Annotated in this window: 9 protein-coding genes; 6 read left to right on the plus strand and 3 right to left on the minus strand. The window is 55.5% G+C overall.

What is annotated here, in order from left to right:
• Positions 1-750: a biotin--[acetyl-CoA-carboxylase] ligase gene (locus A3841_RS16860; RefSeq protein ID WP_083610412.1), complete on the plus strand. Its 750-nt coding sequence runs from the start codon at positions 1-3 to the stop codon at positions 748-750.
• 104 nt (positions 751-854) lie between these two features.
• On the opposite strand, the gene A3841_RS16865 is transcribed toward A3841_RS16860, so the two are convergent.
• Positions 855-2,384, minus strand: coding sequence for a T9SS type A sorting domain-containing protein (locus A3841_RS16865; protein ID WP_073854042.1), 1,530 nt, complete (start codon positions 2,382-2,384; stop codon positions 855-857).
• A 521-nt stretch (positions 2,385-2,905) separates the two neighbouring features.
• Here A3841_RS16865 and A3841_RS16870 point away from each other — a divergent pair.
• The 4 genes from A3841_RS16870 (at position 2,906) to rlmB (ending at position 8,705) form a co-directional block, all read left to right on the plus strand.
• Positions 2,906-3,475: a T9SS type A sorting domain-containing protein gene (locus tag A3841_RS16870; protein WP_073854044.1), complete on the plus strand. Its 570-nt coding sequence runs from the start codon at positions 2,906-2,908 to the stop codon at positions 3,473-3,475.
• A gap of 128 nt (positions 3,476-3,603) precedes the next feature.
• Positions 3,604-6,555 (plus strand): glycosyltransferase family 117 protein, encoded by a 2,952-nt coding sequence (locus A3841_RS16875; protein WP_073854046.1) that lies wholly within the window; start codon positions 3,604-3,606, stop codon positions 6,553-6,555.
• Between the two features lie 96 nt (positions 6,556-6,651).
• A complete protein-coding gene (locus tag A3841_RS16880) occupies positions 6,652-7,890 on the plus strand; it encodes a GWxTD domain-containing protein (RefSeq protein WP_235861449.1) in 1,239 nt (412 codons plus the stop codon).
• Positions 7,863-8,705 carry a 23S rRNA (guanosine(2251)-2'-O)-methyltransferase RlmB gene (gene rlmB, locus A3841_RS16885; protein ID WP_073854048.1) on the plus strand — a complete coding sequence of 281 codons (843 nt, stop codon included), beginning with the start codon at positions 7,863-7,865 and terminating at the stop codon, positions 8,703-8,705. Before A3841_RS16880 ends, rlmB begins: the two co-directional genes overlap by 28 nt.
• Positions 8,706-9,154: 449 nt before the next feature.
• Here the strand turns inward: rlmB and A3841_RS16890 are convergent, their stop codons facing one another.
• Entirely contained in the window at positions 9,155-10,231 is a 1,077-nt protein-coding gene (locus tag A3841_RS16890; protein ID WP_073854050.1) for a mannose-1-phosphate guanylyltransferase, read from the minus strand.
• 2 nt (positions 10,232-10,233) lie between these two features.
• Positions 10,234-11,205, minus strand: coding sequence for a KpsF/GutQ family sugar-phosphate isomerase (locus tag A3841_RS16895; protein WP_073854052.1), 972 nt, complete (start codon positions 11,203-11,205; stop codon positions 10,234-10,236).
• Between the two features lie 66 nt (positions 11,206-11,271).
• On the opposite strand from A3841_RS16895, the gene recQ reads away from it, so the two are divergent.
• On the plus strand, positions 11,272-13,452 hold the full coding sequence (gene recQ / locus A3841_RS16900; RefSeq protein ID WP_073854054.1) for a DNA helicase RecQ: 2,181 nt from the start codon (positions 11,272-11,274) through the stop codon (positions 13,450-13,452).
• Positions 13,453-13,475: the final 23 nt, after the last annotated feature.

Below are 13,475 nucleotides of genomic sequence, written 5' to 3' on the forward strand. Positions count from 1 at the left end.
ATGTTGCCTGATACGCTGTTTATGGGCCAGCAGCTGCTTTTTATCGCAAGCTGTCCTTCCACCAACTCAGAGGCCCAGCAGCTTCTTATCAAAAATGAAGCCACAGAGGGCTGTACCGTCATTACGCACGAGCAAACGCAGGGGCGCGGGCAGCGGGGAAATTCCTGGGAGGCGGCGCCTGGTCAGAACATCACCCTCTCCGTTATCCTTTCGCCTGCGTTCGTGGCGGTGCGGCAGCAGTTCTACCTCAACATGGCCGTGTCGCTGGCTGTACTCGATCTGCTGCGCGAGCATGGCCTGCAGCAGGCACAGGTAAAGTGGCCCAACGATTTATTCTTTGAAGATAAGAAACTTGGCGGGATTCTGATAGAAAACACGATAAATAGCCAGACTTTACAACACAGTATCGTCGGTATTGGTTTAAATGTGAACCAGGCAAGCTTTGCTTCTCCAACGGCTACCTCTATGGCAAACGTATGCGGCCATGCCTTTAACCTGGAGAAAGTGACGATGCGCCTGCTGGAACTGCTGGAGAAGCGCTACCTGCAGCTGCGCAGCGGCCACTCCGCCCGCCTGAAGTATGAGTACCTGCAGGGCCTGTACCGCTACCAGGAGGTACATCCCTTCAAAGTAGGCAACCAGCTGGTGCAGGGGCGGATACAGGGCGTGGGCGAGGACGGGCGCCTGGCGGTGGAGATTGAGCGGGAGCTAAGGTACTTTGCCTTTAAGGAGATTGCGCATGTGGTGTAAGCCTGGCTTCCCTGCTGTGAAAGTATAAAGTATGAAGTACAAAGTATAAAAAAGGCCGTGAGGATGCTTTCCCTCACGGCCTTTTTTATACTTTGTACCTGTGGTTACTGCACAATCAGCTTCTGCACCTGCCGTTCCGTGTCATCCTGCATGTGTACATAGTATAAGCCTTTCGGGATGTTAAGCTCGGCTATGCTTAGCTGTATCTCCTGTTGGCCTGGTGCTACTTCCTGCGTGTACACGGTGCGGCCGTTCCTGTCCATGATCTTTAGCTGGGCGTCGCTGCTGCTGTTCAAGGCTACGTGCACATAGTTGCTGACGGCAGGGTTCGGGTATACTTTCATAAGTGCATCGGCGGAGGCGGCCTTATGGTTCACGGCGATGACCTTGCTGAACTCGTACTGGCCATCAACGTCCAGCTGCTTCAGGCGGTAGTAATTTGTGCCCGGGTTGGCTGCCATATCGTTGTAGCTGTACTTCAGGGTGATGGCGGAGTTGCCTGCGCCTGCTACCTCTGCAATCTTCTCGAAGCTTCGGCCATCCTGGCTGCGCTCCACCTCAAACTTCTCGTTATTGTCTTCCGACGCCGTAGCCCATTCCAGCGCAACACCGCTCTGGGTGGCTTTGCCTTCAAAAGAGAGAAGTTCTACCGGCAGTGGGGTAATCGGCTCATCCTCACAGGAGATCGTGTTAAGCCCGGCATTCTCGGTCACATCCCCGGCTGTCAGCGTCATCTGGAAGTATGGCTCCAGTTCATAGAGATCGTTCGGGACGATGATGGAGAAAACGTCGGAGGCGCCGCTGGCATAGCCGTTTGTGTTCTGCGCCTCAAAAGAGATCAGGTTGGCTTCCTGGTCCACTGTCACCTTGTACTGGTAAACCATACTTTTGTACACATCGCCATTCGTCAGGCCGGCCACGCCAATAGAGTCTGGTGTGGCAGTTGTTTCAATGGTAATGCTGCTTGCATCCTCTTCCGCCAGGTTCTGGATCAACAGGTTTACCGTGGTGGTGCCATCGCCGTTATCCACGGCGCCGGCAAAGGCAAAGTTGGCCCGCTCGCGCGCTGCCACGCAGGCGCCCGGGCCAGACAAGGGGCTGCAGGCGTTCAGGTCGAATACTACCTGCTGGCTTTGGGTGATCTCATTCCTGTTGCCGTTCGTGTTCCCCCGGAGGGTGGCGCGTACCCGCATCGTGGAAAGCGCCTCAAAGTCAGCAGTGGTCAGGTAAAAAGTAAAGGTGTCGATGGCGCCGCCGGAAAGCGAGTAATTCTGCTTGGCGTTAAACTGTATGGCATTGAAGGGCGTCTCTACCTCATTCGGGCCCTGTTCGCTCGTCTTGCCATTCCGCACGCGGTAGTTGGAGGCTTCCTCATGGTAAATACTGGCGGGGCCGGCGGCCTCAGACCCCGCTGGCAGTTCGAAGGCAAGGTAGGCCAGCTCATCGCAGTTTACCTGCAGGCCAAACTGTACCTGTACCAGGTCCGCCTCCAAAGGCAGCGCGCCAAAGTATTCAAAAGTATAGCAAGCGTTCTGATCCTGCACGCAGCCGCCGGTTGGGGCAGGCCGCTGGGCTTGTGCCCAGGTGGCAGAAGCGATAAAAAAGAGCGAAAATAAAAGTATATATTTTTTCATGTTGTGCTTGGTTAGGGTAATGAAAAATGCAATTAACTATATACTATACTAACGGGGTGCTATAAATGTGGTTGCATGGTTTTATTGTGTAATTCCAATATTGTTTTTTTGGTGGATGCGGGGCTTTTTAGGAGTCTGATCTTTTAGGTGCTGGTGTAGCCCATTTTTTCATGCAGAGGTTGTCAGGGGATGAGTTTTTAATTTGCACTATATAGTAATTAAAATATAGAGATGGTTTAGCTGTGAATAAGTGGTATGCTTTTGAATAATCCTGTTTTAGGTAAGCAGGGCAGGAGTGCGGGAGTGCCTGGGCGGGGAAAGAACAGTGCAACTAGCGGTCTTGAGAATAATAAAAAAGGAATAGTATTTGATACGGGCTGAAGAAGCAGGGGCGGCGGAACGTATCGCCCTCATCCACAAATATTTTAAAAATTTAATTTACAGATTTGGCTTTTTAGACTATCTTTGGTTTGAAAGTCGAAAAGTATAGTGCCCATACTATAACATCAAGACGCCAACATATGAGAATTTTTACAAAACTGATATTAGTAACCTCGCTTATAAGTGCCCACCTGGTGAGCTTTGCCGGCGTGACCCCAACCTATAACGGAGGAAACAAGCTCTGGAAGCTGATGCCGGAAAAGGCGTCGCAGCTCTCCGTGTCGGCTAACAATGCCCGGCCGGCCTTTGTGCCCAAGGAGGACCATACCTGTTCCAAGATCTATGCCTCGGCGGTAAGCCAGGTGTTCCACGTGGTGGAGAAGAAGCAGAGCAAGAGCATGTACGCCAACATTACGCTGGCTGCTTTTGCCCCGGGAAACGATGTGAAGACCTCGCTGCCCTCCATCAACGCCTACCCCAACCCATCACGCGGCTTTACGAGGCTGGCCCTGAACCTGCCGGGCAACGATAACTATAAGATCAGGATCTCCAACACCATTGGCAAAGTGCTGGCAGTACAGGAGGTGGCCCCGGCCGAGCGGGCCAGGGTAGACCTGGACCTGACGAGCCTGCCATCGGGCGTGTACTTCTACAGCCTGCTGGTAAACGGCAAGACGGTGGAGACCAAGCGCCTTGTACTTCAGAAATAGCAGGCTCCCCAGTAGAGCCACCCTTATAGAAAGCCGGCCCCTGAGCCGGCTTTTTCATTATAAACTTCTAAAAATAACCGGCCGCTTTACTTTAATTTATTATTTTCGGGGCTGAATCTACAAAAGCTATGACGGATTATCGGAAGATAAATAACCTCGTTGGCTGGGTCGTGTTTTTGATCGCGACAGCCGTTTATGTGCTAACACTTGAGCCAACCGCCAGCTTCTGGGACGCCGGCGAGTTTATCGCCTGCTCGTACAAACTGTTGGTGCCGCACCCTCCGGGGGCTCCTTTTTACCTTTTAATGGGCAGGCTGTTCTCCATGTTCGCCTCCGACGTGACGCAGGTGGCCTGGTGGGTGAACCTGCTCTCGGCGCTGGCCAGCTCGTTTACCGCCCTCTTCCTGTTCTGGACCATTACCATACTTGCCCGCAAGGTACTCCTGAAAGAGGGCGCTGCCCCAACTAGGGGCAATACGTGGCTGATCATGGGCAGCGGTGCCGTGGGAGCCCTGGCCTATACTTTCTCCGACTCGGCCTGGTTCTCGGCGGTAGAGGCAGAAGTGTACGCCATGTCGTCGTTCTTTACGGCCATTGTATTCTGGGCCATGCTGCGCTGGGAAGAGAAGGTAGGCGAGGCGCACTCGGACAAGTGGCTTATACTTATTGCGTACCTGGTGGGCCTTTCCATCGGCGCTCACCTCCTGAACCTGGTTGCCATCCCGGCGCTGGCCTTTATCTATTACTTCCGACTCTACAAGCCCTCCTTCTGGGGTGGCGTTGCCGCCTTTGCCATCAGTGCCGTTATCGTGGGAACTATACTTTGGGGCGTTATCCCGGGCCTTCCGTCAGTGGCGGGTTGGTTCGAGGTGCTGTTTGTGAACGATTTCGGTCTGCCTTTCAGCTCTGGCATCATCTTCTTCCTGGCGCTCTTTGTGGGCGCGCTGGTGTTCGGCATCCGCTATTCCATCCAGCACAACAACCGCATCCTGAACACGGCCCTGCTCAGCCTGACTTTCGTGCTCATCGGTTACTCCTCCTACATGATGATCCCGATCCGGTCTTCTTACGAGCCTACCATTGACGAGAACGACCCGGATGATATCATGACCTTTGTCTCTTACCTGAAGCGTGAGCAGTACGGCGACCGTCCGTTGTTGTATGGCCCGCAGTACAATGCCCAGCCGATTGCACAGGAGGAAGGCGCGCCCCGCTACGTGAAGGGCAAGGATAAGTACATCAACACCGGGAATAAGGTGGAGCCGGTGTACGACTCCAAGGACAAGGTGCTGCTGCCGCGCATTTACAGCGACCAGCCGCAGCATATCGATGCCTACAAGAAATGGGTGGACCTGCGTGAGGGCCAGACGCCTACCTTCGGGCAGAACATGAGCTTTTTGGTAAATTACCAGTTGGGCTTTATGTACTGGCGCTACTTCCTGTGGAACTTCGTGGGCCGCGAGAGCGACGTGCAGAACGCCGGTGTGCTGTGGTTCGGGGATGACGATCCGAATGCGCCGGCCCGCGTGCTGGAGAGCAAGGCCCGCAATACCTTTTTCCTGCTGCCGTTGCTGATCGGTATACTGGGCCTGATCTACCATGTGCGCAAGGATGAGAAGGACGCCTTTATCATTGGCCTGCTCTTCTTCTTTACGGGTATGGCCATTGCCCTGTACCTGAACCAGCCGCCAACGGAGCCACGCGAGCGGGATTATACTTTTGCCGGTTCTTACTACGCCTTCAGCATCTGGATAGGCCTGGGCGTGCTGGGGCTGGCGGACCTGCTGGGCAGGGCGCTGAAGAGCACGACCGCCCGTGCCGGCGTGGCCACTGCCATCGGCCTGTTGGTGCCGGGCATTATGGCCGCCGAAGGATGGGATGACCATGACCGCTCCGACCGCTACCACTCCGTAGACTCGGCCAAGAACCTACTGGATTCCTGCGCCCCGAACGCCATACTTTTCACGAACGGCGATAACGACACCTTCCCGCTGTGGTATGCGCAGGAGGTGGAGGGCTACCGTACCGACGTGCGCGTGGCCGTGCTCAGCTACCTCAACACCGATTGGTACATCGACCAGATGATGGACCAGGCGTACCTGTCTGACCCATGGCCGCTGACGCTGGGGATGGCGAACTACCGCCAAGGCACCAACGATTACCTGCCTTACGTGGAGCGACCGCAGGTGGCCGCCGGCATCGACCTGAAGCAGTACATCGATTTGGTGAAGCAAAACCACCCGGCGTTGCAGGCGCAGTTTGGTTCCGGCACCACGCTGCTCACCATGCCGACGCACAACTACTTCCTCAACATCGATAAGCAGAAAGTGGACGGGATGGACATCGTGTCCGCAGACCACGAGGACGAGATCGTGGACCGCATGCAGTGGACCATCACCAAGTCGCTGCTGGAGAAGAAGCATTTGGTTATACTTGACCTGCTGGCCACCAACAACTGGGAGCGCCCCATCTACTTCTCTACCACGGTAAACAGTGCCGATTTTATCGGATTGTCTGACTTCTTCCAGCTGGAGGGCCTGGCGTACCGCATCGTGCCTGTGAAGGCAGGCGAGGACGGGGCCGGAAACGTGAACAAAGAGGTGATGTATGAGAACATGATGAAGAAGTTCTCCTTCCGCAACTTCGACCGAGACGACATCTTCTACGACGATAACTACTACCGCTTCTCGGCCAACGCGCGCGACAAGTTTGCCACACTGGCGGCCGCCTACCTGGAGGAGGGCGACGACGCCCGCGCCAAGGAAATAGTGGACCACAGCTTTAAGGTGCTGCCGCTGGAGACGGTGCCATACGATTACTACACACCGCAGTTCATCCCGATCTATGCGGCGCTCGGTGAAACGGAGAAAGCCACCGAACTGCTGGATTACATGGCGCAAGGCTCCCAGAAGGCACTCGACTACTACTTTGCCAAGGGCTCCCTGTTCGACCAGGAGATACAGGTGAACATGGTGATCCTGCAGCAACTGATAGGGTCGGCCCAGCAGCTTGGCCTCGACGACAAGGCCACGCAACTGGAGCAGCAGTTCAGGCAGTACCTGCAGCGCATGCGCCGCTAAACAAAATACCGTTTTTAGCAGTACAAAAACCCGGGTTGCCCCAGTGCAGTCCGGGTTTTATACTTAAGGATAGATCATACTTATACTTGCGTAAAGATGAGGTACTTGTGTTTGTTTATGCTGTGCGTGCTGTGTGGCTGCGGAGGCCGGAGCAGCTACAGCAGTTACAGCAGTCCGGGGCCTGCCCGGGTAAGGCAGCAGGTGATGCCCGAGATCAGCATGCAGCACGCCTACTACGCCAGCAACGACAGCCTGCACCTGCTGCTGAAATTCGAGGATGTGCGCCAGGTGCTGGACATTTTGCAGGCGGCCACCTCGTATGAGTATGCGGTAAGGACCGGGCTTTCGGAACGGGACCGGGTGCTGCTGGAGGACTCCGTAAACCTGCCGGACAGGAGGATAACCGACGTGGAGGGGCAGTTGCACGTGAAACTCTCGCTGCCCGGGCGGGTGGTGCAGGAGCCGAACGTGCTGCACCTGCAGGTATGGCAGGTGCTGTCGGGGCAGGAGCGGATGGGGGCCGAGTTCAGGGTGCCGCTGAACAGCACGATGCTGCAGAAAGGCTATTTGCTCACTAACGCAGGCACAGGCAAGCCAGTCTACCAGAACTTCATCACCACCTCCGATAAGCTGCTGGTGCGCTCTTACAGCCCCACCGACAGCGTTATACTTGTAGATCGCTTTGAGCTGGACTTTATGCCCGCCGCTCCTCCCATGAGCATGAGCAAACCCGACGTGCCGCGCACCATCGCTGTAGCCGAGTCCGACACCCTTGTCGCTTCGGATACGCTCAGCTTTGAGCGGGAGGGCCTGTACCTGTTTAACCCCGGGTCTGCGTTTGCACGGGGCTTAGTGGTGCTGCCGGGCAAGTACCCGCTCGTCACCAGAGCTGATGAACTCATTCCGCCACTCATCTACCTGACTACCTCGCAGGAGCGGGAGGCGCTGTTTAAGGCCCCTGACCCCAAGGCCGCCGTGGATGCGTTCTGGCTGGAGGTGGGCGGCAACGAAAGCACGGCACGGGAGCTGATCCGGACCTACTACAAGCGCGTGGAGATGGCCAACAAGCTCTACACGGCACACAAGGCCGGCTGGGCCACCGACAGGGGCATGATCTACATCGTCTACGGGCGTCCCAGCAGCGTGAGCCAGGTGGGCCCCAACATCACCTGGATCTACCGCGAGTCCGACACCTCGCCGTACATCAAGTTCGTTTTTACCAAAAAAGAGAATAACTTTACCGAAAACTATTATGAGCTGATACGGCGCCGTGAGTACGAAGACAGCTGGTACAGCTCAGTTGCAAAATGGAGAGCAGGAAAGACAAATTTGTAGGCAACCGCTACGGTGGGCCCCGAACCCCGAAAGAAGACAAGAGCGAGATGATTTTCGGCTCACGCCCCATCCTGGAGGCGCTGGCGGCCGGAAAGGTACTGGAGAAGATATTCCTGCAGCGCGGAGCCCGCAACCCCACCACCGATGAGATCGTGAAGCTGGCAAAAGACCGCGAGGTGCCGGTGGTGACAGTGCCCATTGAGAAGCTCAACAACCTGACGCGCAAAAACCACCAGGGCGCCGTGGCCCTGATCTCCCCGATCTCCTATCAGCCGCTCTCCGAGATCGTGACCTCTCTCTTTGAGCAGGGCAGGAACCCGCTGCTGCTCATACTGGACCGCATAACCGATGTGCGTAATTTTGGATCGATCGCCAGAAATGCCGAGTGCATGGGCGTGGACGCGATCGTGATACCGAGCCGTGGCGGCGCCCAGATAAACGCGGACGCCATGAAAACCTCCGCCGGAGCCCTGAACCTGGTGCCGGTGTGCCGCGAGCCAAACCTGAAGGACACGATGGATTACCTGAAGGATTACGGCTTCCAGATTGTGGCCTGTACCGAGAAAACGGAGCACCAGCTAACCGACTTTGCTGTGGACATGGTGGGCCCAACGGCTATACTGATGGGCAGCGAGGAAGACGGCATCTCCCCGGAGTACCTCAAGCGCGCCGACGTAAGGCTGCGCATCCCGCTGATGGGCCAGATCGGTTCGCTGAACGTGTCGGTGGCGACGGGCATCATACTTTACGAAGCCATGCGCCAGCGCCTGAAAGACAGCGGCTACTCCAGCCTGAACAAGCTGGAACCCATGTAATTTCAGACAGAGGAGTTTTTGCCGGAGGGCAGAGAAGATGCAGGCATGAGTTTTATACTTTGCCCTGTTTCATACTTTTTCCATTTCACAAACGAACCCCAGTTTGAGCGTAGCGGGAATTGGTGGTTGGATATGGAGCTAGTTTGTAACCGGCGTTATCTCAATCCATACTTTCGCCGGCTGAGAGCTGGCCTCATCGAAAGCCACAGGTTGCAAACGTGCGGCATAAACGGGGATTTTATCCAGGGATGAAAACTGAAAGTATAAAGTATACTTTTGTACCCGGTCGGTTTTAAGTATAGGAGGCACCGGGACACCGGGCGGAAGTATAAACTACCCGCAACAAAGTATAAACCGGAGTCGGAAAGTATAAAGCAAGTATAAAAATAAAAGGAAGCGGGGTATATACCCCGCTTCCTTTTATTTTTTCAGGAGTTCTCTTGCCGGGCTTAGATATAGTCAGCGCCTTTCTTGGATTTGGCGTCGGCAACAAACTCCTTCACCTTCTGCTCCTCATCCTTGCGGCAGATCATCAGCACGTTGTCGTACTCCGCCACGATGAAGTCTTCAAGCCCCTGCAGTACTACCAGGCGGTCTTTTGGCGTTTTTACGATGCAGTCCTTGGTGTCGTAGAGCATCACATCGCCATCGATCACGTTGCCGTTCTCGTCCTTCCTGTTTATGGTATAAAGTGAGTTCCAGGTGCCCAGGTCAGACCACCCCATGTCGGCCAGCAGCACGTACACGTTGTCCACCTTCTCCATAATGCCATAGTCTATCGACACGTTGCGGCACTGCGAGTAGGCCCTTGTGATAAAGTTCTGCTCCTGCGCCGTATTGTAGGTGTTAACGCCTTCCTCAAACACCTCCGAAACCTCGGGCAGGTACTGGTGGAAGGCCCTCAGGATGCTCTGCACGTTCCAGATAAAGATGCCCGAGTTCCACACAAAGTCGCCGCTGTCGAGGAACATCTGCGCCAGCTCCAGGTTGGGCTTCTCGGTAAAGGTCTTCACCTTTTTGATCTTCGAGTTCTCCTCGTCGATGTACTGGATATAGCCAAAACCGGTATCGGGGCGGCTTGGGGTGATGCCCAGCGTGATCAGCACATCATCCTTGGCGGCGGCCTCCAGGGCGTCTTTCACCACGTCGGTAAACACGTCCTGCTTCAGCACCACGTGGTCAGAGGGGGTAACCACCAGGTTCGCCTCCGGGTTCAGCTGCGCGATCTTGTAAGAGGCGTAAGCAATGCAGGGGGCGGTGTTGCGGCCGACCGGCTCCAGCAGGATCTGGTTATCGGACAGCTGCGGCAGCTGCTCCTTCACCAGGGCCTCGTAGTCCTTGTTGGTGACCACGAAGAGGTTTTCCGGAGGGCATACGTCAGCGAAGCGCTGTGCCGTGGTCTGCAGCATACTTTGGCCGGTTCCCAGCACATCGTGAAACTGCTTAGGGTAATTGGTGCGGCTGAAAGGCCAGAAACGGCTTCCGATGCCGCCGGCCATGATCACCACATAGGTGTTGTTATCCATGTCTATACAAGTCCTTCTTTAAGTAGGTCGTGGAGGTGAATAAAGCCCTCGAATTTACCTGATTTTGTGACAATGAGTTGCGTTATACTTTTCGCCTGCATAATGGCCATAGCCTCAGCGGCATAGCTTTCCGGTTCAATGGTGAGCGGCGACGGCGTCATGATGTCCGTGGCGGTGATGTTCTCCACCTTTTCATACTTGTTCAGCATGCGGCGCAGGTCACCGTCGGTAATAATGCCCACCAGCTCAGCAGAGCCATTTTTAACTACTGCGGTGGCTCCCAGGCGCTTAGACGATATCTCGATAATAATCTCCCGGAGCGTAGCGTTCTCCTTTACGCGGGGCGCCTCATTTTGGGTATAAATATCTTCTACCTTCAGGTAAAGTCGCTTGCCCAGCGCGCCGCCCGGGTGCAGAACGGCAAAGTCGGAGCTGCTGAAGCCGCGCGCCTCCAGCAAGCTAACGGCCAGCGCGTCGCCCAGGGCCAGGGCCGCCGTGGTGCTGGTGGTAGGGGCCAGGTTATGCGGGCAGGCCTCGCGCTCCACGTTGGCGTTAAGTATAAAATCGGCGCTCTGGGCCAGGTAAGAATCCGTGCTGCTAACAAGGGCTGCCAGCTTAGAACCTTTCCGCTTTAGCAGCGGTACAAGTACCTTAATTTCAGGGGTATTGCCGCTTTTGGAGATGCAGATCACGAAATCCTCCGGCTGAATCATGCCCAAATCGCCATGGATGGCGTCGGCGGCGTGCATAAACAAGGCCGGGGTGCCGGTGGAGTTTAAGGTTGCTACGATTTTTTGGGCTATATTAGCACTTTTACCGATACCGGTTACCACCACGCGCCCCTTGATCTGCAGAATGGCTTGGACGCACTCTTCAAAGTTTTCGTCGATAAATTCTGCCAGTCTGGCGATTGCCTCGGCCTCGGCGATTAATACTTTTTTTGCGGTAAGCGCTATATTATTAGGGAGATTCAAGTTAAATTTGTGTTAGGGCACTTTTTTGGAGTGCGTTGCGACAAGATTAAATTTTTGCAAGATTACATGTCTATTCAACAAGAGGTAAATCTCAAGAACAAATTAAAAGAAGTTTTTGGGTATAATCAATTCAGGGGGAATCAGGAGCTGATAATAAACAACATTATCAACGGGAAGAACACCTTTGTGATTATGCCTACGGGCGCGGGCAAGTCGTTGTGCTACCAACTGCCTGCCCTTTCTTTGCCGGGCACCGCCATCGTTATCTCGCCGCTGATCGCGCTGATGAAGAACCAGGTGGACCAGCTCAATGCCTTCGGGGTGAATGCGCAGTTCCTGAACTCCACGCTTTCTAAAGCCGAGATGAACAAGGTGAAGAGGGAGACGCTGGCCGGGGAGGTGAAACTGCTGTATGTGGCGCCGGAGTCGCTGACGAAGGAGGAGACAGTGGAGTTTCTGCGCGCCTCCAATATTTCTTTTGTTGCCATAGACGAAGCACACTGCATCTCGGAGTGGGGCCATGACTTCCGCCCGGAGTACCGCCGCATCCGGGGCATCATCGACCAGATCGGTGACCTGCCCATCATCGCGCTCACGGCCACGGCCACGCCTAAAGTACAGCTCGACATCCAGCGCAACCTGCAGATGGACGAGGCCTCGGTGTTTAAGTCTTCCTTTAACCGCACTAACCTCTACTACGAAGTGCGCCCGAAGCATAACACCAAGAAGCAGCTGATCCAGTACGTGAAGAAGCATAAGGGCAAGAGCGGCATTGTGTACTGCCTGAGCCGAAAGAAGGTGGAGGAGATAGCGGAGTTGCTGAAGGTAAACGACGTGAAAGCGCTGCCATACCACGCCGGCCTCGACGCCAGCATCCGCATGGCCAACCAGGACGCCTTCCTGAGCGAGGAGGCCGACGTGATCGTGGCCACCATCGCCTTCGGCATGGGCATCGATAAGCCGGACGTGCGCTTTGTGATCCACTACGACACGCCCAAGTCCATTGAGGGCTACTACCAGGAGACGGGCCGCGCCGGCCGCGATGGGCTGGAGGGCAACTGCATCATGTTCTACAGCTACGACGACATCGTGAAGCTGGAGAAGTTCAACAAAGACAAGCCCGTAACCGAGCGCGATAACTCCAAGCTGCTGCTGCAGGAGATGGCCGCCTACGCCGACTCGGCCGTGTGCCGCCGCAAGCAGCTGCTGCACTACTTCGGGGAGACCTTTGAGAAGGATTGCGGCTTCTGCGACAACTGCCTGCACCCGAAAGAGCGTTTTGAGGCGCAGGGGGAGGTGCAGCTGGCCCTGAAAGCCGTGCAGCAGACCGGGCAGCGCTTCAGCATCGAACATATCACGCATGTGCTCACGGGCCTGCGCAATCAGTATGTAACCAGCTACGACCACGATAAACTCGGGGTGTTTGCCGCCGGCAAGGAGCAGGACGCACAGTTCTGGAGCTCCGTGTTGCGGCAAGTGCTGCTGTCGGAGTACCTGGAGAAGGACATTGACAGCTTTGGCGTGATCAAGCTGACGCAGAAAGGCGAGGAGTACATTGAGAACCCGCAGCCCATACAGCTCACCAAGGACCACAACTACGACCAGGAGGTGAAGGAGGACGAGGAGAAGGAGGAGGCGCAGGCCTCGGCCGGCCACGACGAGGTGCTCTTCGACATGCTCAAGAACCTGCGCAAGAAACTGGCCAAGGAAAAAGGCCTGCCGCCCTACGTGCTGTTCCAGGACCCGTCGCTGAAGGAAATGGCCACCGTTTACCCCACCACCCGCGACGAACTGGCCCACATTGCCGGCGTGGGCATGGGCAAGGTGCAGAAGTTCGGCAAGCCGTTCCTGGACATGATCACCAAGTATGTGGATGAGAATGACATCGTGACAGCCTCCGACGTGGTGGTGAAGACCACGGTGAACAAGTCTAAGATCAAGATCTACATCATCCAGCAGATAGACAAGAAGGTGGACCTGGAGGAGATTGCCGTTGCCAAGGACCTGACGATGCCGGAACTGATCGAGGAGATAGAGCACATCTGCTACTCCGGCACCAAGCTCAACCTGAACTACTACATCAACAATATTCTGGACGATGAGCGCCAGGAGGAGGTGTACGACTACTTCATGAACGCGAGCACCGACAACATCGCCGTGGCCGTGAGGGAGCTCGGAACCGATGACTACACCGAGGAAGACCTGCGGCTGATGCGCATCAAGTTCCTGAGCGAATACGCCAACTAATTGCGGATAGCTACTTGTTGTTC

This window comes from Pontibacter flavimaris, assembly GCF_001907195.1.
GTDB classification, from domain to species: domain Bacteria; phylum Bacteroidota; class Bacteroidia; order Cytophagales; family Hymenobacteraceae; genus Pontibacter; species Pontibacter flavimaris.